Consider the following 19,458-nt stretch of genomic DNA (forward strand, 5'->3'; position numbering starts at 1 on the left):
ACCGAGTATGGAAATTCGGAGAAATTTCGGAGAATTTCGGAACAAACCACATAAGATATTGATTTTAAAGGAAAATAAAAAAAGACCGAGTACGATTCCTATACTCGGTCTAGGGAAAGGGCTCTTGGGAGAGAGCCGTGCGCTAAAAGTTGGCATTTATGCAAGGTTTGTTCAACCGTGCATTCTAAGAATAGTCCAAGGTGCCAGTTTTGCCAGCCCAGCGCACACAAGTGATAGTTACAAACAGAAATTAATTACGTGCATCTCGTCACCACCCGTAAACTTTTGCATAAGTATCGGGTGGTTAGCTGATTAGTCAGCACACAATTTTTCTGCTCTTTCGCGGAAAGGTTGCACGCTCATTTTCTGGCCGGGGTGGTTTGCGTCATCCAGCAGGATCACATCCAGCGATTGAGCACGCTGTTGCCCCGCTTTCACCTGTGCTTCTGCTGCTTCATTGAGCGGATACTGCATCAGGGTGCTGTTGTTGAGCACGAACAAGGCAGCCCCTTTGCGACATTGCAGCGTGACTTCCTCTTTGGTGAACGCCCACTGTTTGCCGTACTCCAGCTTAGTGACGTTAACCAGTTTATCTGCCGCCAGCGCGCTCGACGCCGTTGCCAGCAGCACAATACCAAGAATTACAGATTTCATGTTTTTGGCCTTAAGTTGCGATTTAAATCGATTTTCCCGCAGTTTGGGGGCATCCGGCAAGGCGCAATGTCATACCGGTGCATAGGTTGCAAATAAACTCACCAACAGCAGCACCGTTGCGCCCAACGCCACCTCAAGCCAACAGGCGACCACCAACCCGCGCTGTGCCAGATTGGGGGAGGTGCGCATTGCGGGGACGATAACGTAACGGTTGGCCAATGCCACCATCACCATCAATGCCACCAGCCCGGCTTTAACTAACAACAAGCGTTGATAGGCGGAATCGAGATCGACTGGCCAGCGGCCAAGGATGATCAGGCTGTTGATTATGCCCGTGACGATCACCAGCACCACGGCAACATGGCCCCAGCGGGAGAAACGGATCAGGGTGGCGATAGCATCACTACGCCACTGCGGTTGTGGCAAGTAGCGCAGGCAAAGCAACAACGGTAATAGGCTGCCGAACCAGTAGCCTGCCGCTAACAGGTGCAAGGCGTGGTTAACTCGGTGTGCAATTCCCAATATGCCTGCATGCATCGCCGCATGGCCGATAAACGCCATGTTGATCAGTAGCAGTGCCGAGCACAGCGCCAGCGCTTGCCCCCGCTTTGCCGCAGGCAACAGCAAGGCTAACAAGGCCAGCAGGGAAAACCCCAGATGCCAGCGCCAGGCCTCACCAAAGGTGGTGCCCAACACCGCCCACCATATGCTCAATTGCCAGGTATCCGCCCAGCCATCGCCCATCAATCCGGCCTGAATGGCCAGCATCAGCAAGGCGGTTAATGCGGAGATCCAGGTCGAGGCGAGCAGCAGCGGGCGCAAATCGCGGGTGATTATCGGGGAGAGGCGCTGTGGCGACAGGACGGCGGTGAACAGGCTGACGCCAAACATCAGCATCACCGCCGTAAAGTGCACAAAGCGACACAGCACAAACAGGGTCGCCAGAGTCATAGCTTAGTTAACGGTAAAGCTGTACTGACCTTTGGTTTTATGACCGTCAACGGAAACCACGTGCCAGCTGACCTGGTATTTCCCCGCAGCCAGTTCACTTTCAATCGGTACGTTAATCTGGGTGTTGTTGCTTGGATCCAGATCCAGCTTGCCGGTTTTAACCACGGCGTTATCTGGGCCGGTCACTTTCACACCGCTGAAGTTAGGCTCAATGCCTTCAGAGAAATTCAGCGTCAGCACTTTTGGCGCAGAGCTGACGGTGGCGTCTGCCGCCGGAGTCTGTACTTTCAGGTGGGCATGCGCCAACGCCTGCTGAGAAGACAAGCCGACAAACAGTACAAAAATGGTGGAAAGCAGGCGATAGGATGAACGGATTTTAGCGATCACGGAGGAGTCCTTTATCAATTATGTAGGTGATAAGGGCCAAGACCGGTTACGCGGAGCGATGTTTCCGCAGCCTCAACCCACCACTGTGATTGCGCCACGGGTAAACAGCAGAAGGAGTGGGTAACTCACTGTTATAACTCTCTACCTCCCGGTAGCGTATCGCGTTAAATCATAACGACGGTGAATCGGCAAGTCGAGCACATCACTGATATTTTGCGATCTGGCAGCACGTATCGCTATAGCAGTTCGATAAACGCAGGGCAAAAAAAACCGCGTACGGTGAAAAGTACGCGGTTTTCAGATTGATGACAAAAGCGGGTTATCAGGCCTGGCCGTTACCGCTTACTGCCTCAGCACCCATTCTCTTCAGATCTTTATCAATGAAGAACAGTGCCTTGCCGCTGTTGCCTACCAGCGCCAACTTGTCCAGAACGGATTTGAACAGCTTCTCTTCTTCGTGCTGTTCGGCAACGTACCATTGCAGGAAGTTGAAGGTTGAGTAGTCTTGTGTAGTCATAGCCACGTGCGCCAGCTCATTGATTTGACGAGTGATCAGTTGCTCATGCTCGTAAGTCTGCTGGAAAACGTCCGCCAGTGATTCAAACTCTACCGGGGGTGCAGAAATGCTGCCAATCAGTGGCAATGCCCCGGTATCACTGAGGTAATCGAACAGACGCTGCATATGCTGCATCTCTTCGCGTGAATGTTCTTTGAGGAATGCGGCAGCCCCTTCGAAGCCTTTATCACTGCACCAGGCGCTCATTTGCAAATACAAATTGGCGGAATAGAATTCCAGATTCAGTTGCTCATTCAGTTTCGTGGTCATTGCTTGCGTTAGCATGAGGATCCCTATTATTTTTGCAGGTCATAAACTTAATTGACCGCATTATGCCTTGATTAACACAAAATAAAAACACTTGATTTACATTCATTTATTTAAAAGTGAATTTACCCATAAATTCAATGCATTATAAAAAACTCAATTTAACATTAAATTATTATGATAATCATTTTCATCTTTATATTTGCAGGAAGACGAATCATTCTTATTTAACAAAATACACCAACGTCATTAGGCTTAAATATTATATAACCCTGCTTTTTGTAATGACTCTATACCCAGAGTCTGAAGATGATAGGGATAGGTTGGCTTGAGAAACTTGCCAAGCGCGGCACGGTAGATTACCTTCTGCGCTGAGTTGCCGTTACACACTAGAAGGAGGATCCCATGGGTTACAATCTGGCAGAACTTTCCAAAGACGAGATGGACAAGGTGAACGTTGATCTGGCCGCGTCTGGAGTGGCATTCAAGGAACGCTACAATATGCCGGTGATCCCTGAGATGGTGGAACGTGAGCAGCCAAAGCATCTGCAGGACTACTTCCGCGAGCGTGTGATGCACTATCGCGTCGAATCACACAAATTCTCTCGCCTGCCTTACGAGCCTAAAATGAAGTAATGACCCCTCACCCTAACCCTCTCCCACAGGGAGAGGGAACCGATCGAGTGTGTTTAAAATTTCTCGCGACTCACCTTGGATCAGGAGGCGATCGATTTTGCTAAAGTTACCGATTTACCTCCAAATGGGGGACCGATCGAGTGTGTTTACAATTTCTCGCGACTCACCTTGGGTCAGGAGGCGATCGATTTTGCTAAAGTTACCGATTTACCTCCAATAACGTCTCCCTCTCCCAGTGGGAAAGGGTTGTGCAAAACGGTCGGTAGCCAGCAGAGGAGGCGACCGATTTGCTAAAGTTACCGATTTACCTCCAAATGAGCAGGGACTAACAGCTCCCTCTCCCTATGGGAGAGGGTTGGGGTGAGGGGCCAGCAAAACGGTCGGTAGCCAGCATCAGCTGGTGCAAAATACCCGGTTCATCCGTGGAGTGCCCTGCCCCTTCGACAATATGCAGTTCAGCCTCAGGCCAAGCCTTGGCCAGATCCCAGGCGTTTTGCACCTGGCAGGCCATATCGTAACGGCCATGGACGATCACTGCAGGAATATGACGGATCAGCGGGACGTTGCTCAGCAGTTGGTCATCGCTGTCGAGAAAGCCCTGATGGCTAAAGTAGTGGTTCTCAATACGAGCAAAGGCCAGCGCGAAATCATCTTCGCCAAAGGAGGCGGAAGCACCGCTTGGCAATAGCGTTACCGTTTCCCCTTCCCACACGCTCCACAGTTTGGCAGCCTCAAGCTGCACTTGCAGATCCGGTGAAGTCAGGCGTTGACGGTAGGCAGTAATCACGTCCTTGCGTTCTTCCTCCGAAAGGATAGACAGCACCCGCTCCCATTTATCCGGGAAGAAGCGGGAAGCGCCGTCTTGATAATACCAACTCAGTTCCTGCTTACGCAGCGTGAAGATCCCCCGCAGCACCATCTCGCTGACGCGTTGCGGATGCGTCTGTGCATAGGCCAACGCCAGCGTGGACCCCCAGGAGCCACCAAAGACCAGCCACTGGTCCACTCCGGCCATGACACGCAGTCTTTCGAGATCGTCGACCAGATGCCAGGTGGTGTTATTGTCCAGGCTGGCATGCGGTTTGGAACGGCCACAGCCGCGCTGATCGAACAACAAAACCTTATAGCGTTGCGGGTCGAACAGTTGGCGATGATAAGGTGCGCTACCACCGCCAGGCCCACCGTGGATAAAGACCGCAGGCTTACCGTTTGGATTGCCGCTCAGCTCCCAGTAGATCCGGTGCCCATCTCCAGTATCCAGCCAACCGCTGTCATAGGCGGATAATGGCGGGTACAAACCTCGTAATTGTTCCATGGCGCGTACGTCTCTCTGTGAGTGATACCTTCATCAAAGCCGAAGCCGCTCATCAGGTCAACGGTAAAACGCTAAAACCTCCACCTATACCAACATGTTAGTGCGCGTTTGCTTAAAATGAAGTCGACTTGCTTTTACGCATATGGGGTTCGCGCATTTCTTGTGCGGTTTTGGCTTCAATACTCAGCTCTGCCGTGGGGCGCAATAACAGGCGTGGCAGGCCAATAGGCTCACCCGTTTCAAGGCAATAACCGAAATCACCGGTTTCCAGGCGCTGCAGGGCGGCGGCCATTTTGGGCAGCAGGCGGGTTTCCCGATCCAATTGGCGGAACAGCAGGCGCAGATCTTCTTCGCGCGCGGCTTTATCCGCTTCGTCACCACTGATATCGCCGCTGTCGATATCACGTTTCAGCACGTCGATGTGCTGCCAGAGTTTTTGTTGCTCGTCCAATAGGCGTTGGCGGAAAAACGCCCGCTGCTCCGTATTCATGTAATCAGATTCTGGCATCGCCAGCAGTTGTTGCTCGCTTAATAATGTCATGACTGTCATGGCACACTCCGTGTACATAAGTTTGTTACATTATAACATTTTTAACACATAAAGGTTAATAATAAATAATCATTGGATAAACAAGGCGTTGACGTTTCCATACCCTTTGCTGCTTGCATATGATGGTCGCTAGGGGGTTAATGGTCCGGCAAGCCACCCAACCATAGGTTAACCAAGAGGCCATCATGAGTAAGGGAATGGACAGCAAGAAAAATGCGAAGAAGAAGCCGTTGAAAACCCCAGCCGAGAAAAAAGCGGAGAAACGTTCCAAAAAAGGACAGGCGTCTACATCTGGTGAGTAAATCAGTTTCTGACCGTAGTTAAACCCGCCAAGGCGGGTTTTTTGTTGCCTGCGAAAAGACAGGTTGGCATCGCAACCCCATATCGTTAAGCTAGGCAGTAGACTTTAGCTGGGAACATCATGATGTTACGTGTAATCGATACTGAAACCTGTGGGCTAGACGGCGGCGTAGTGGAAGTCGCTTCCGTTGACGTGATCGACGGGCAAATCACTAATCCGATGAGCGACCTGATCAGCCCAGACCGGCCTATCGGCCTGGACGCCATGGCCATTCACCACATCACCGAGCAGATGGTTGAGGGCAAGCCGCGTATCGCCGTCGCTATTGGGCGTTATCAGGGCAGCCAATATTATGTTGCGCACAACGCCGCCTTTGATCGTGCCATGCTGCCGGAAATGAACGGTGCCTGGATTTGTACCCTCAAGCTGGCACGTACGCTGTACCCAGACATTAAATATGGTAATCAATACCTACGCTATGCGCTGAATCTGGATGTACAACTGCCGCAGGATACCGCGCTTTATCCACACCGCGCACTGTACGACTGCTACGTCACCGCCGCACTGCTGCAACGCATTGTGCAAGACTCCGGTTGGACGCCAGAACAGATGCTGGAAATCACCGAGCAGCCGGTATTGTTGAAAAAATTCAAGTTCGGCAAATATCGTGGGCAATCTATTGAGCAGGTTGCGCTGGACGATCCTGGCTATCTGCGTTGGATGCTGAAATCCATCGACGATCTCAGCCCGGATATGAAACACACGTTGAAATACTATCTGTTGGGTTAATCAGGCGGGCAGTCTCCTGCCCGCGATGATTTATTCCGCCAGCGCCAGAATAAACGCATATTCCAGCGCAATATCTTCGTAAGCCTTAAAGCGCCCAGACTTGCCGCCGTGGCCGGCATCCATATCGGTATACAGCAGCAGTTGGCGATCGTCGGTTTTCAACTCACGCAGTTTCGCTACCCACTTGGCAGGCTCCCAGTATTGCACCTGCGAATCATGCAGCCCGGTGGTGACCAGCATATGCGGATAATCCTGCGCTTTCACCTGGTCGTAAGGGCTGTACTGCAAGATGTAATCGTAATACGCCTTGTCGTTTGGGTTGCCCCACTCGTCATATTCACCGGTGGTGAGCGGGATGGACTCATCCAACATGGTGGTGACGACGTCTACAAACGGCACCTGAGCCACTACGCCATTGAACAGCTCAGGAGCCTGGTTGACTACCGCGCCCATCAGCAAGCCACCGGCACTGCCCCCCATCGCGAACACCCGGTCAGCATCGCCATAGCCCTGCTCTACCAGCGCCTTGGTGACGTCGATAAAGTCGTTAAAGGTATTTTGCTTGTTGAACAGCTTGCCGTCTTCATACCAGAGCTGCCCCAGCTCGGCACCGCCGCGAATATGCGCCAGCGCGAAGACAAAACCGCGATCCAGCAGGCTGAGGCGGCTGGCACTGAATGCAGGATCCATGCTGCTGCCATAGGAGCCGTAGGCATAGACCATCAGCGGGTTCGTCCCATGTGCGAAGCGGTCAGCACGGTAAACCAAAGATACCGGTACCTCAACGCCGTCACGGGCTTTCACCCACACGCGCTCGCTACGGTAATCTTCCGCCGTGAAGTTTTTCACTTCCTGCTGCTTGAGCAACTCCCGCTCGCCGCTGTCCAGATTCAGCTCATACAGCGTAGTTGGCGTGGTCATGGAGGAATAGCCGTAACGCAGCAGCTCGGTTTCCGGGTCTGGATTGTAGGCCAGCCATGTGACATAGGTCGGATCGTCAAAAGCGATGCGCTTGTCTTCACCGCTCTGCCAGTGGATTTGGCGCAGCTGGGTCAGCCCGGCGATGCGCTCCTCCACCACCAGCCAGTCACGGAACAGGCTGAACCCTTCGAGCATGACATCGGTGCGCGGGGCAATCAGTTCCTGCCATTGGCTTTCCTCAGCCTGCTCGCTCTGATACAGGCCAAAGTTCTTGCCGTTTCTGTTAGAACGAATGTAGAAATGCTCACGGTAGTGATCGATGGCATATTCGTGATCTTTGCGGCGCGGCGCAAACATCTGCGGCTTGCTGTCTGCACTGTTCGCATCCAGCAGCAGGATCTCCGAGGTGGTGGTGCTGCTGAGGTGGATCAGAATAAAGCGCTCGGAGGTGGTTTTTTCCAGGCTGACGTAGAAAGTGTCATCCTGTTCCTCGTAGATCAGCACGTCCTGCTGCGGATCGCTACCCACCACGTGGCGATAGACCTGATACGGCAGCAATGTCTTGGCGTGTTTACGCACGTAGTAGACGGTGGCGGAGTCATTCGCCCACTCGAAGTTGCCAGAGGTGTTTTCCAGCACCTCATCGGCCCAGCTATCGTCGCGTAGGTCCTTGAAACGGATATCGTATTGGCGGCGTGACAGGAAGTCCTCCGCCACGGCCAGGCGCTGGTTGTCCGGGCTGACATCCAACCCGCCCAGCGTATAGAATTCGTGCCCTTCCGCACGCTGGTTGCCATCGAGCAAGGTGTCCCAAAGCTCGGTAGCCGCTGCAGGCTGGCGCACATACAGCGCATATTCATTACCCGGCTCATAGCGGGTCTGATAGCGGAAACCACGCCTGACGTAAGGTACGGAATGTTCCTGCTGTGGGATGCGCGCGACCATCTCCTGATACAGAGTTTCACGCAGCGCCTGTTGCGGCTTTAGCTGAGCGTCGGTGTAGGCATTTTCGGCCCGCAAATACTCCAATACCTGAGGATCGGTACGTTCGTCATCGCGCAGCCAGTAGTAGTCATCCACACGCGTGTCGCCATGGATAGTGATGGGATAAGGACGTTTTTCTGCCTTGGGAGGTGTCATCATTGCTAAATCATCCGCTTACTTTGATTAAGGCAAGAATGACACGAATTTCACAAGGTTAACAAGCCACGTAAGTAAATGGGCGCAGCAGCGCCCCTACGCAGTGAACCGGTTAGGTTTGTCAGCATCTCATCGCAATGTGAGATGGCGTACCGCATCAGCGCTTGGTAAACGCGATGACAAACAGCTCATCCAGCCCTGGGTAGATATCCTGGATCACCTGCTTGAGTTCGCTGAGCGTCATATTCTCCTGCTGCGCATGTTCATGCGTTAGCTCATCCAGGCGCACCGGCGTTACCGACGTTACCTCGATATAACAGAAAAATACGCCGTCTTCGTTGCGGCTGACGCGCAGCACCTCGTTCGGCTGGAAGTCAGCTTCGCTGGCATCCCGAATGGTGATGGTTTTGCGCCCGGCCAGAATATCTTGCTCAAAACGGCTGAAGAAGGTTATCTCACGGGACATGCTGGATCCTTGGTTATCATCATGTTGCTGTACCACTGCTTAGGCGGCCTGCTGCTCTTCTGACGCAGCGCCTTCTTCCGGAGCGGCGGCAGGTTTCTCACCTTTGGTTTTGGCTGGTTTTTTGGCGGCTTCTTGCGGGGCACCACCACGCAGGATCTGCGCCAGCACATCTTTGTGTTCCGCCAGGAAGAAGCTCAACCCTTCACGCTGTTCTTCTTCCAGCGAGACTGGCGCTTGCTGCAACCATTCACCGAGGCTATCGGCCAGATCCAACATTTTGTCGTAGGCATCGGCTTCTTTCTTGTTTGCGAAAGTCATTTTTTCCTCACCGTTTCTCACTACTACATATTTCACTTCAACAGCCATGAGCATCTTCCTCAAAGGTTATGATACTGTATTTTTATACAGTATAGAGTGATTTCGGGCAGGGCTGCAAGCGCCCTGTCGTTTATTATTTCAACAGCCGCACTTTGCAGCTCTTGCCTTTGATCTTACCTTGCTGAAGCTGTTGCAGTGCCTTACGGGCGCTGGCCTTACGGATAGCCACATAGGCATGCACCGGGAACATGTCGATCTTGCCGACTTCTGCCGCCGTTAGCCCGGCGTCACCGGTCAACGCCCCAAGAATATCGCCAGGGCGGATTTTTGCCTTGCGGCCACCGTCTATGCAAAGGGTGACCATTTCCGCTTCCAGCGGCGCGTTAGACGCCCCGCTCAGCTCAGACACCGGCGACCATTTTGCGCGCATGGACAGATACTCTTCGAGAGCATGAACACGCACCATTTCCTGCGGCGTACACAGGCTGATTGCCAACCCACTCAGACCGGCACGGCCAGTACGGCCAATGCGGTGGACGTGAACCTCAGGGTCAAACGACAACTCGTAGTTGACCACCAGCTCCAATTCTTTGATATCCAAGCCACGCGCGGCCACGTCGGTCGCCACCAATACACGGCAACTACGGTTGGCAAAGCGAACCAGCACCTGGTCACGATCGCGTTGTTCAAGATCGCCATGCAGCGCCATACAACTGATACCACGGGCTTCCAGCGCTTCATACACACTCTGGCAATCACGCTTGGTGTTACAGAACACCACGCAGGACGCAGGCTGATAATGGCGGATGGCGCTCACCAGCACCGCAGGACGTTGATCGCGAGTGGTTTCATAGAAACGTTGTTCGATAGAGGCTTGCTCATCGCCATCTTCAACCTCCACATTCAGTGGCTGGCGTTGCACACGGGCGCTAATACGTTCAATGCCCGCCGGATAGGTGGCAGAAAACAGCAGGGTCTGGCGCTGTGGCGGCGTGTAGCTGATCACATCATCGATATCATCGGCAAAGCCCATGTCCAACATGCGGTCGGCCTCATCCAGCACCAGCACGGTCATCTCGTCCAGCACCAGGGTTTTCTTGCGCAGATGCTCCTGCACACGGCCCGGCGTACCCACCACAATGTGCGGCGCATGCACCAGGGAGTCGAGCTGTGGCCCCACCGGTTGGCCACCACACAAAGTCAGTATCTTGATGTTCTGGGTAAAGCGGGCCAGGCGGCGCAGCTCTTTGCTCACCTGGTCGGCCAGCTCACGCGTCGGGCACAGAATAAGCGCTTGGGTTGCCACTTTGGCAACGTTGATTTTATCCAGCAGGCCGATGCCAAATGCCGCCGTCTTACCGCTACCGGTTTTCGCTTTGGCACGTACGTCCTGCCCGTTCAGGATGGCAGGCAGTGCTGCGGCCTGTACCGGCGTCATTTCGGCATACCCCAGTTCGTTGAGGTTGGCCAACTGTTCAGCTGGCAGCGGCAGGGAAGAAAAAGAAACTGTGCTCACGGCAATAACTCTTATATAGCAAGTGGAAAGGCGGCGCTGCGCTTGGCTGGCACCGGATCAGGCGCAGATGATAACAGAGTTGGTGGGGTTTCCGGATTTCGGCGTTAAAAAAAGCGGTTATTATGCACCGCTGGTCGTACGCAATCGTTTTCGTATATACTGCGCGCTCAGTGTCAGACCCGTGAATTCATTCAGATCCAGGTATCAGACTATGTTAACTATTGGAACCGCCCTGCGTCCTGCCGCCACCCGCGTTATGCTACTCGGCTCAGGCGAGCTGGGCAAAGAAGTGGCCATCGAATGCCAGCGTTTAGGCTTGGAAGTGATTGCCGTTGACCGTTATGCCGATGCCCCAGCCATGCATGTGGCACACCGCAGCCACGTCATCAATATGCTGGATGGCGCGGCGCTAAAAGCGTTGATCGAACAGGAACGCCCCGATTTTATCGTGCCGGAAATAGAGGCTATCGCTACCAGCATGCTGGTTGAGTTGGAGCAACAGGGCCATAATGTCGTCCCCTGCGCAGAAGCCACTCGTCTGACCATGAACCGTGAAGGTATTCGCCGTCTGGCCGCTGAAACGCTGGAGCTGCCAACCTCCAGCTACCGCTTTGCCGATAACGAGCAAAGCTTCCGCCAAGCGGTGGCCGAAATCGGTTACCCGTGCATCGTCAAGCCAGTGATGAGCTCATCCGGCAAAGGGCAAAGCCTGATCCGTGAAGAGCAGCAACTGGGCGCCGCCTGGGATTACGCACAGCTCGGTGGGCGCGCTGGCGGAGGCAGGGTCATTGTTGAAGGGCTGGTCAAATTTGATTTCGAGATCACTCTGCTGACCATCAACGCCGTCGATGGCGTACATTTCTGTGAGCCGATCGGCCACCGTCAGGAAGATGGAGATTACCGCGAGTCCTGGCAACCGCAACGGATGTCAGAGCTGGCATTAAGCCGTGCTCAGGCGATCGCCGCAAAAGTGGTTAACGCACTGGGTGGATTTGGCCTGTTCGGCGTTGAGCTGTTCGTCTGCGGTGATAAGGTGATTTTCAGCGAGGTCTCACCACGCCCGCACGACACCGGCATGGTCACGCTGATTTCGCAGGATCTGTCCGAGTTTGCGCTGCACGTGCGTGCTTTCCTTGGGCTGCCGATTAACGCGATACGCCAGTTCGGGCCCGCCGCCTCTGCGGTGATCTTGCCGGCGCTAAGCAGCGACAACGTGCGCTTCAGCGGGTTGGAGACGGCACTGAATGGTTATAATCAGGTGCGGTTATTCGGTAAACCGAACATCGAGGGCAAACGCCGGATGGGCGTTGCACTGGCCGTTGCGCCAGAAGTAGAGCAAGCGGTAGAGCTGGCCAAACAGGCTGCTGCTGCGGTGACGGTGCAAGGGTAAACCGGTTGGGGATTCGGGACGCCGACCCCCGCTAACGTCAGTAGTTTTCGTCGTCTTCGCTATCTTCGTCCAGATACTCGGTCGGTTCTTCCTGCTGCTGTTCTTCTTCATCGTCGAACATCACGCTAACCTGATCGCCCTGATGTTTTTCGCGGATTTCTTGCGCCACAGTCGCGATGGCCTCTCCGCTGCTCATGCCCTGCCCCATCAGCAGATGGATACGTTCAGCAGCTTCCTGCTGTTCTTGGTGACTCAGTGACGGCATACCTGCAAGCATGTCTTTCTCCCCGGTAAAATAGGCATGAATTATACGCGCTAACGACGCAGATCCCTACACCTGTTATTCGCTGGCCCGCAAGGGGGTCGCGTTATCAATGCGCCACTGTTTTAAGCGATGCAGCCACAGCAACACATGCCAGGTCTGCTTGATACCTCGCATATTGTCGATCATCATCCGCTGAATGCCACGCCGGTAAAAATCTTCAGCAATCTGTTGTTGTGCCTGCAATTCGGGCTCACGGCGAATACTATGGCAAATCCCCAGTGCTTCACGCGCGATTTGCCAGTGGAAGGCCGCACAAATCGGGACCTTGCTGCTGTAACGCTGATTCAGCGCCACCAGCATCTCGACGATTTTCATATAGTGGCGCTGGTACTCGACGTTCGCCTGCCCGGTACGCCGACGGTTGCTGATCGAGCGGTCGTGTACCCGTTGGCGATATAGCGGTTTGCTCGGGTATTTCACTCGTTGAGCATTGAACATTACCTCGGTGGTCCACGGGATATCCTGGTGGTGTAAACCAGGTTCGAAATAAAGTTGGTGCTGCTTGATAAAATCCAGGCGATACACGGCTAACCACACCACATGAATAAAGCGTCGTGATTTCAACGCCATTTCCAACCACTGCGCGCCAGAAATAACCGCCGTATCTTTCAAGCGCCCAACAGGAATAATGGGGTTCACATCACCATTATTTGCAAAATAGCGTTCGCCGTTACATTGCATCACGTCTAATTGATGTTCTTCGGCTAATGTAAGCAGCGTTGAATATATTTTTGGATCCAATAAGTCATCGGCATCGGGGAAGGCAACATATTTGCCACGGGCCACGGCCAGCCCAGCATTGCGGGCATTGGAAACCCCTGAATTGGGCTGGTCGATGACCTTGATATGCGGATGCTGCGCAGCGTAGCGGTGCGCGATCTCTCCTGAGCCGTCGGTGGAACCATCGTTAACGATGATCACCTCCAACTGCTGCTCATCTTGCGCCAGCAATGAATTCAAGAAAGGAATAAATAGCTCCCCTACATTATGCAAAGGAACAATAACGCTTAATTTTAATGACATTGCCGCCTCACCTGCAGAATGATTTTCGGGTGAAAAAAGATAATTTTGAATTTATTTTTACTTATTAGAGCATCCATCGCGGAAATTTATTCCGGTGAATATAGGCGGGATTTTTACATGTTATAATATGGCAGACGTGGCAAAAAATGCTCCATTTACGCTTGGTTTACTTTTCATCCGGCTAATCTGTAAGCAGCACCCTATAGCGTAATGTGGCAGAATGGCTGCCAACACCGCTGTTTACGTAAGTCAGGTTGATTGATCCTATGAATGTCACCGCCCCAAACCTTAAATCGTTACCCTATACGCGCGAAGCCGTATTAACGCTGTTCGCTCCATTGGCACAACGGCCTTGGGCTATGCTGCTGCATTCAGGCTTTGCCGAGCACCCGCATAACCGGTTTGACATTCTGGTGGCAGAACCGCGCACCACGCTGACGACTTGCGGTGCCAGCACCGAGATCCAGCAGGGAGAGACTCGCAGTCACTCACCGGAAGATCCCTTTGTGCTGTTGCAGCAACAGCTAGATGCTCTCAACCTGCATCCGCCACTGAACGGCGAACTGCCCTTTCAAGGGGGAGCGCTGGGGCTATTTGGCTATGATTTGGGGCGACGTATCGAAGCATTGCCGCAGTTGGCACAGGCCGATATCAAGCTGCCGGATATGGCGGTGGGTATTTATGACTGGGCCCTGATCGCCGATCATCATCAGCAAAAACTGACCCTGCTCAGCTATGGGGATGTAGAACAGCGCTGGCAATGGCTTAACCAGCAGCGGGTTGTGCCACAGCCCCCCTTCGCACTGACCGGCAACTGGCAGGCCAACATGACGCGCCAACAATATGGCGAAAAATTCCGGCGGATCCAGAGCTATCTGCGCAGTGGCGATTGCTATCAGATCAATTTGGCTCAGCGTTTTTCCGCCCCGTACCAAGGGGACGAATGGCAGGCATTCCAACAGCTAAGCGCCAGCAACCGTGCACCGTTCTCCGCTTTCCTGCGCCTGCCCGCCAACGCGGTGTTGAGCGTTTCACCAGAACGTTTCCTGTGGTTGGCCGATCGGCAGATCCAGACCAGGCCCATCAAAGGCACACTACCCCGCCTTGCCGATGCCGCGCTGGATGCAGAACAGGCACAAAAGTTGGCCAATTCCCCCAAGGACCGGGCCGAAAATCTGATGATTGTCGATCTGCTGCGTAATGACATTGGCCGTGTGGCAGAGCCTGGCAGCGTCAAGGTGCCGGAACTGTTCGTGGTTGAGCCGTTCCCGGCGGTACATCATCTGGTCAGTACCATTACGGCCACCCTGCCCGTTAACCGCTCGGCTAGCGAGCTGTTGCGCGCCTGTTTTCCCGGCGGATCGATTACCGGCGCGCCCAAAGTGCGGGCAATGGAAATCATCGAAGAGTTGGAGCCGCAGCGTCGTAATGCCTATTGTGGCAGCATTGGCTATCTCAGCGTTTGCGGTACCATGGACACCAATATCACCATCCGTACCCTGATTGCCGAAAACGGGCGCATCAGCTGTTCTGCCGGTGGTGGCATCGTTGCAGATAGTCAGGAACAGGCGGAGTATCAGGAAACCTTTGATAAGGTAGGCCGTATCTTGCCACAGCTGGGGGAGTTTACCGTTTCGTGAGCCATCAGGACTATCCGGCCTCATTGGCCGATTTTATCAGCCGCTTTCAGCTGCAACAGCCGCAAGCGATGCAGATCTCCCACCACTCGCGCCCAGCCGCCGTGCTGATCCCGATCGTTTGTCGGCCAGAACCGACCCTGTTGCTCACCCGCCGCGCCGATTCACTGCGTAAACACGCGGGTCAAGTGGCCTTCCCCGGCGGTAAAACCGATGCTGAAGACGGTTCTCCCATCGTTACCGCACTGCGTGAAGCGCAGGAAGAAGTGGCGATCCCGCCGCAGCGGGTGCACATCCTCGGCCAGTTGGCCCCGCTCGACAGCAGCACCGGTTTTCAGGTGACACCGGTGGTGGGCCTGATCCCGGCAGATGTGGCGTTTCATGCCAACGAAGATGAGGTCGCCGAGGTGTTCGAAATCCCGCTGCAAGAAGCGCTGCGGCTCTCACGCTATTATCCACTGGACATTCATCGTGGCGGCCACGCACATCGAGTCTATCTTTCCTGGTATCAGAGCCAGTTCGTCTGGGGTCTGACGGCCGCGATTATTCGCCGCCTGGCACAGCAAGTCAGCCTTTGAATCGGGCATTTTTTGAGACATACATCACGTTAAAGCCGGGATTACCTGTCGTTTTGAGTATAAAGCGATCGCTATCACTCCAGCAGTCTGTTTTATCAACTACCGTTACCGCTATCGATGTTTTAAAAAAACTGTAAACTCTCTCTTCAACCTTACGAAATACCTGTAAAATAGCCACGACCGGAATAAACCACTAATATTATAAGGATTACCCCGGTAGCGTTTTAAGGCGTTAACAGCAATACCAAGGATTACTTTATTTCATGCGAAAAGGGCCGCAAAACCCGTACGGCCCTTTTACACTATCGCCGTTCCCTGCGCGGTTTTTAACCGTAGCAGCCATAACAATATGCCTCTTTAAGGAGTTTTAGCGTGATTAGCGTTTTCGACATGTTTAAGATCGGCATCGGCCCGTCCAGCTCTCATACGGTTGGACCGATGAAAGCCGGCAAACAGTTTGTCGACGATCTGGTAAACGAAGGCTTGATGCCTTCCGTCACGCGTGTTGCCGTCGATGTTTACGGCTCACTCTCATTGACCGGTAAAGGTCACCATACCGATATCGCCATCATTCTCGGCCTGGCGGGCAATATGCCTGATACCGTCGATATCGATGGCATTCCAGGCTTTATTCGCGATGTTGAGCAACGTCAACGCCTGATGCTGGCCAACGGCCTGCACGAAGTCGATTTCCCCCGCGACGGCGGCATGGTATTCCGTAGCGACAATATGCCGCTGCACGAAAACGCCATGCAGATCCATGCCTTTGCTGGCGACAAGCAGATTTACAGCAAAACTTATTACTCCATCGGTGGCGGGTTTATCGTTGACGAAGAACATTTCGGCAAAGCCGAAAGTAATGAAATCTCGGTTCCCTATCCGTTCCACTCGGCAAGTGAAATGTTGGCCCACTGCAACGCCACCGGTCTGTCCCTCTCCGGGATGGTCATGCAAAACGAACTGGCACTGCATAGCAAGCAGGAGATCGAAGCCTATTTCGGTAACGTTTGGCAAACCATGCGCGCCTGTATCGATCGTGGTCTGAACACCGAAGGCGTACTGCCTGGTCCTCTGCGGGTTCCACGCCGCGCCTCTGCCCTGCGCCGCTTGCTGGTTTCCTCAGACAAACTGTCCAGCGACCCAATGAACGTGATCGACTGGGTCAACATGTTTGCGCTGGCGGTGAACGAAGAGAACGCCGCCGGTGGCCGCGTGGTGACCGCCCCAACCAACGGAGCCTGCGGGATCGTCCCTGCGGTGCTGGCTTACTACGATCATTTCATCGAGTCCGTCAGCCCGGAAACCTATGTCCGTTACTTTATGGCATCCGGTGCGATTGGCACGCTGTATAAAATGAACGCCTCAATTTCCGGTGCCGAAGTGGGCTGCCAGGGCGAAGTTGGTGTGGCCTGTTCAATGGCCGCTGCGGGCCTGGCCGAGTTGCTTGGCGGCAGCCCTGAGCAGGTTTGCATCGCCGCCGAAATCGGCATGGAGCATAACCTGGGCTTGACCTGCGATCCCGTTGCCGGTCAGGTACAGGTCCCTTGCATCGAGCGCAATGCCATTGCCTCGGTGAAGGCGATCAACTCGGCGCGTATGGCATTGCGCCGCACCAGCGAGCCGCGTGTGTCGCTGGATAAGGTGATCGAAACCATGTACGAAACCGGTAAAGACATGAACGCCAAGTATCGTGAGACCTCCCGTGGCGGTCTGGCGATCAAGGTTCAGTGTGACTGATTAAGTCTGTCCCCCCTCGTCATCACCGGCGAGGGGGAACGGCTGAAAAAGCCTGAACTGGCTACGCAACCGCGTGCTGCGCACACTCAGAGAATCAATAGATTAGCTGGGGAAAAACCTCGTTGCCCCGTACAAATTCAGCAATACTGCTAACCTGACCACCTCGCCCATCCGCCGGTTAACCCCAAAATTTCCCCTTTGATTGCACGAACCGAAATAATTTGTTGAGTTACCATCAATTTTCCATGCGAACAGGCTAGAATTAGCCAAGCATAGTATTACTGAATTGCGCCTGGAAGTGGCGTCAGGCAGCTAGACTGAACAAGGACTTACCGGATGTTGATGACCCAACTTGCCGCATCGAAATACCGCTATTACCGTTGGCTTCTCGCCGGCGCGGTTGGGTTGGCTATTTTGTTGATTTCGCTTTATACCCGCTACTATCAGGAAATCCGTAATACCGAGCAGAACCAGCGCGTCCTGGCCAGCCGAGTGATCACCAAACTCAATGCGTTGCTGCTGCCCGCAGAGCAACAGGCTCTCAGCACCATGTCGCTAATCGGGCAACCCTGCGATTCGGTGATGCCAACGTTACGCTTTCGTGCCGCACAGAATCAGGCGCTGCGCTCGTTGCTGCTAGTCAAGGATGGTACGATTTATTGCTCCAGCCTGTTTGGTCAGCGCCACTATGTGTTTACCTCCATTTTCCCGACCATGACCCAAGGCGGCATGCAGCTGGCACTGCGCCCCTCCCTCATGGTGGCAAAAGGAACGCCAACGCTGGTGCTATGGACTCCGTTGCCCAACCAAAGTACCAGCGGAGTGTTGAACGTTTTCAATATCGATCTATTGTCCAATTTCCTGCTGGAACCACAAGAGCCTTACGCTCACCGCGTAGCCCTGAACGTGGGTGCCTACAGGCTGGAATATGGTCAACAGGAAATTACCCTGAGCGATGCCAATGCAGACGGCCTGCAATACACTGCAAAATCCGCCAAATATCCTTTTTCCATCTCCCTGTTTGGACCTGATGCCCGAACTCTGGCGCTGGCCGCACTACCCCGCCATTTTCCTCTGGCGCTGATGCTGAGCCTGCTGGCGGCCTACGTGGTCTATCTGATCACCGCCAACCGCATGAGCCTGTCTTACCACATTGGCCACGCCATTTCGCATCGCGAATTTCGCGTTTATTGCCAGCCGATTATCAACAGCGATAATGGGCGCTGCGTCGGTGTTGAAACCTTGATGCGCTGGAAAAACAAACGACAAGGCTGGATTTCGCCAGACGTGTTTATTCCGCTGGCCGAACAGCACGCCCTGATCATTCCCCTCACGCGTTATCTGATGACCACGGTGGTAGAAAATCTCAACCTGTTCCCCCCCCGCCCCTCTTTCTATATCAGCATCAACGTCGCCGCTGAGCATTTCAATACCGTCAGCATTATCGATGACATCCGCCGGATTTGGCTGCCCGCCCATCCGATGCCTTCATTGATGCTGGAACTGACAGAGCGAACCGCCCTGTCAGAAATTCAGTATGAGCAGATTAAAACGCTCAAAGAGATGGGCATCATGCTGGCGATAGACGACTTCGGTACCGGCCACAGCTCGCTCAGTTACCTGAAAAAGCTCAGCCCGGACGTGTTGAAGATCGATCGTGGCTTTACCGCCGCCATTGGTACTGACGCAGTCAATGCCACCGTGACCGATACCATCATAACGTTGGCACAGCGCCTGAAATTAAAACTGGTGGCCGAAGGGGTTGAGACAGAGGAACAGGCTGAGTATCTACGTTCACAGGGAGTAAATGCCTTACAGGGATATTATTTTGCCAAGCCGATGCCGATCAACGTGTTCCCGCTGTGGCTGCAGCAGTATGAAACCCGCCAACGCGCGCTGCATCAAAAGCCGCAAACAAAAGAAAAGCGAGACGGCTGATACAATTCAACCGGCTCGCTATGTACGTTAGCCAATGGACCAGCAACGCGGCAAACTGTGGCC

General features: G+C 53.8%; 19 protein-coding genes. 7 read left to right on the plus strand and 12 right to left on the minus strand.

All coding sequences use genetic code 11. The features are described from left to right. Positions 1-312: 312 nt before the first annotated feature. The 4 genes from KGP21_RS17045 to ftnA all read right to left on the minus strand — a co-directional run bounded on the left by KGP21_RS17045 (position 313) and on the right by ftnA (position 2,833). Positions 313-654 (minus strand): YebY family protein, encoded by a 342-nt coding sequence (locus KGP21_RS17045; protein ID WP_223535838.1) that lies wholly within the window; start codon positions 652-654, stop codon positions 313-315. A gap of 69 nt (positions 655-723) precedes the next feature. After that, a complete protein-coding gene (gene copD, locus KGP21_RS17050) occupies positions 724-1,605 on the minus strand; it encodes a copper homeostasis membrane protein CopD (protein ID WP_223535841.1) in 882 nt (293 codons plus the stop codon). A gap of 3 nt (positions 1,606-1,608) precedes the next feature. Beyond that, the gene (gene yobA, locus KGP21_RS17055; protein WP_024485865.1) at positions 1,609-1,992 is read right to left on the minus strand and encodes a CopC domain-containing protein YobA; all 384 of its coding nucleotides are present in this window, start codon (positions 1,990-1,992) and stop codon (positions 1,609-1,611) included. A 322-nt stretch (positions 1,993-2,314) separates the two neighbouring features. Beyond that, positions 2,315-2,833, minus strand: coding sequence for a non-heme ferritin (gene ftnA / locus KGP21_RS17060; protein WP_021806759.1), 519 nt, complete (start codon positions 2,831-2,833; stop codon positions 2,315-2,317). 387 nt (positions 2,834-3,220) lie between these two features. On the opposite strand from ftnA, the gene KGP21_RS17065 reads away from it, so the two are divergent. Then, the gene (locus KGP21_RS17065) at positions 3,221-3,451 is read left to right on the plus strand and encodes a DNA polymerase III subunit theta (protein ID WP_021181054.1); all 231 of its coding nucleotides are present in this window, start codon (positions 3,221-3,223) and stop codon (positions 3,449-3,451) included. Between the two features lie 325 nt (positions 3,452-3,776). On the opposite strand, the gene pip is transcribed toward KGP21_RS17065, so the two are convergent. After that, positions 3,777-4,766 (minus strand): prolyl aminopeptidase, encoded by a 990-nt coding sequence (gene pip, locus KGP21_RS17070; RefSeq protein WP_051363733.1) that lies wholly within the window; start codon positions 4,764-4,766, stop codon positions 3,777-3,779. A 112-nt stretch (positions 4,767-4,878) separates the two neighbouring features. Beyond that, positions 4,879-5,316, minus strand: a complete 438-nt coding sequence (locus KGP21_RS17075) for a TraR/DksA C4-type zinc finger protein (RefSeq protein WP_021806760.1) — start codon at positions 5,314-5,316, stop codon at positions 4,879-4,881. Between the two features lie 421 nt (positions 5,317-5,737). Between KGP21_RS17075 and exoX the strand changes: the two genes are divergently transcribed. Continuing rightward, on the plus strand, positions 5,738-6,406 hold the full coding sequence (gene exoX / locus KGP21_RS17080) for an exodeoxyribonuclease X (RefSeq protein WP_021806761.1): 669 nt from the start codon (positions 5,738-5,740) through the stop codon (positions 6,404-6,406). A 30-nt stretch (positions 6,407-6,436) separates the two neighbouring features. Here exoX and KGP21_RS17085 read toward each other — a convergent pair whose 3' ends face one another. The 4 genes from KGP21_RS17085 to dbpA all read right to left on the minus strand — a co-directional run bounded on the left by KGP21_RS17085 (position 6,437) and on the right by dbpA (position 10,767). Further along, positions 6,437-8,470 (minus strand): S9 family peptidase, encoded by a 2,034-nt coding sequence (locus KGP21_RS17085; RefSeq protein WP_223535843.1) that lies wholly within the window; start codon positions 8,468-8,470, stop codon positions 6,437-6,439. Between the two features lie 154 nt (positions 8,471-8,624). Then, entirely contained in the window at positions 8,625-8,933 is a 309-nt protein-coding gene (gene yqfB, locus KGP21_RS17090; protein WP_179246594.1) for a N(4)-acetylcytidine aminohydrolase, read from the minus strand. A gap of 39 nt (positions 8,934-8,972) precedes the next feature. Beyond that, on the minus strand, positions 8,973-9,299 hold the full coding sequence (locus KGP21_RS17095) for a YebG family protein (protein WP_021181047.1): 327 nt from the start codon (positions 9,297-9,299) through the stop codon (positions 8,973-8,975). A gap of 85 nt (positions 9,300-9,384) precedes the next feature. Beyond that, the gene (gene dbpA, locus KGP21_RS17100; protein ID WP_021181046.1) at positions 9,385-10,767 is read right to left on the minus strand and encodes an ATP-dependent RNA helicase DbpA; all 1,383 of its coding nucleotides are present in this window, start codon (positions 10,765-10,767) and stop codon (positions 9,385-9,387) included. A 211-nt stretch (positions 10,768-10,978) separates the two neighbouring features. Here dbpA and purT point away from each other — a divergent pair, with 211 nt between their 5' ends. After that, a complete protein-coding gene (gene purT, locus KGP21_RS17105) occupies positions 10,979-12,157 on the plus strand; it encodes a formate-dependent phosphoribosylglycinamide formyltransferase (protein ID WP_223535845.1) in 1,179 nt (392 codons plus the stop codon). Positions 12,158-12,194: 37 nt separating this feature from the next. Here the strand turns inward: purT and KGP21_RS17110 are convergent, their stop codons facing one another. After that, complete coding sequence (locus tag KGP21_RS17110) at positions 12,195-12,434, minus strand: YoaH family protein (protein WP_021181044.1); 240 nt, start codon at positions 12,432-12,434, stop codon at positions 12,195-12,197. A gap of 63 nt (positions 12,435-12,497) precedes the next feature. Further along, on the minus strand, positions 12,498-13,505 hold the full coding sequence (locus KGP21_RS17115) for a glycosyltransferase (protein ID WP_223535848.1): 1,008 nt from the start codon (positions 13,503-13,505) through the stop codon (positions 12,498-12,500). A 266-nt stretch (positions 13,506-13,771) separates the two neighbouring features. On the opposite strand from KGP21_RS17115, the gene pabB reads away from it, so the two are divergent. The 4 genes from pabB to KGP21_RS17135 all read left to right on the plus strand — a co-directional run bounded on the left by pabB (position 13,772) and on the right by KGP21_RS17135 (position 19,395). After that, positions 13,772-15,145: an aminodeoxychorismate synthase component 1 gene (gene pabB, locus KGP21_RS17120; RefSeq protein WP_021806768.1), complete on the plus strand. Its 1,374-nt coding sequence runs from the start codon at positions 13,772-13,774 to the stop codon at positions 15,143-15,145. Beyond that, positions 15,142-15,720, plus strand: coding sequence for a CoA pyrophosphatase (locus KGP21_RS17125; RefSeq protein ID WP_115158061.1), 579 nt, complete (start codon positions 15,142-15,144; stop codon positions 15,718-15,720). The genes pabB and KGP21_RS17125 overlap by 4 nt, the downstream gene beginning before the upstream one ends. A gap of 372 nt (positions 15,721-16,092) precedes the next feature. After that, positions 16,093-17,457, plus strand: coding sequence for an L-serine ammonia-lyase (gene sdaA / locus KGP21_RS17130; RefSeq protein ID WP_021806771.1), 1,365 nt, complete (start codon positions 16,093-16,095; stop codon positions 17,455-17,457). A gap of 336 nt (positions 17,458-17,793) precedes the next feature. Next, entirely contained in the window at positions 17,794-19,395 is a 1,602-nt protein-coding gene (locus tag KGP21_RS17135) for an EAL domain-containing protein (RefSeq protein ID WP_223535849.1), read from the plus strand. The last annotated feature ends 63 nt before the right edge of the window (positions 19,396-19,458 follow it).

This window comes from Serratia sp. JSRIV004 (assembly GCF_019968705.1).
Taxonomy (GTDB): domain Bacteria; phylum Pseudomonadota; class Gammaproteobacteria; order Enterobacterales; family Enterobacteriaceae; genus Chania; species Chania fonticola_B.

What these genes read in the sequence shown, in the direction of transcription:
- KGP21_RS17045 (WP_223535838.1), bottom strand. Translation starts at nt 654, where the DNA reads ATGAAATCTGTAATTCTTGGTATTGTGCTGCTGGCAACGGCGTCGAGC.
- copD (WP_223535841.1), bottom strand. Translation starts at nt 1,605, where the DNA reads ATGACTCTGGCGACCCTGTTTGTGCTGTGTCGCTTTGTGCACTTTACG.
- ftnA (WP_021806759.1), bottom strand. Translation starts at nt 2,833, where the DNA reads ATGCTAACGCAAGCAATGACCACGAAACTGAATGAGCAACTGAATCTG.
- KGP21_RS17065 (WP_021181054.1), top strand. Translation starts at nt 3,221, where the DNA reads ATGGGTTACAATCTGGCAGAACTTTCCAAAGACGAGATGGACAAGGTG.
- pip (WP_051363733.1), bottom strand. Translation starts at nt 4,766, where the DNA reads ATGGAACAATTACGAGGTTTGTACCCGCCATTATCCGCCTATGACAGC.
- KGP21_RS17075 (WP_021806760.1), bottom strand. Translation starts at nt 5,316, where the DNA reads ATGACAGTCATGACATTATTAAGCGAGCAACAACTGCTGGCGATGCCA.
- exoX (WP_021806761.1), top strand. Translation starts at nt 5,738, where the DNA reads ATGATGTTACGTGTAATCGATACTGAAACCTGTGGGCTAGACGGCGGC.
- KGP21_RS17085 (WP_223535843.1), bottom strand. Translation starts at nt 8,470, where the DNA reads ATGATGACACCTCCCAAGGCAGAAAAACGTCCTTATCCCATCACTATC.
- yqfB (WP_179246594.1), bottom strand. Translation starts at nt 8,933, where the DNA reads ATGTCCCGTGAGATAACCTTCTTCAGCCGTTTTGAGCAAGATATTCTG.
- KGP21_RS17095 (WP_021181047.1), bottom strand. Translation starts at nt 9,299, where the DNA reads ATGGCTGTTGAAGTGAAATATGTAGTAGTGAGAAACGGTGAGGAAAAA.
- purT (WP_223535845.1), top strand. Translation starts at nt 10,979, where the DNA reads ATGTTAACTATTGGAACCGCCCTGCGTCCTGCCGCCACCCGCGTTATG.
- KGP21_RS17110 (WP_021181044.1), bottom strand. Translation starts at nt 12,434, where the DNA reads ATGCTTGCAGGTATGCCGTCACTGAGTCACCAAGAACAGCAGGAAGCT.
- KGP21_RS17115 (WP_223535848.1), bottom strand. Translation starts at nt 13,505, where the DNA reads ATGTCATTAAAATTAAGCGTTATTGTTCCTTTGCATAATGTAGGGGAG.
- pabB (WP_021806768.1), top strand. Translation starts at nt 13,772, where the DNA reads ATGAATGTCACCGCCCCAAACCTTAAATCGTTACCCTATACGCGCGAA.
- KGP21_RS17135 (WP_223535849.1), top strand. Translation starts at nt 17,794, where the DNA reads ATGTTGATGACCCAACTTGCCGCATCGAAATACCGCTATTACCGTTGG.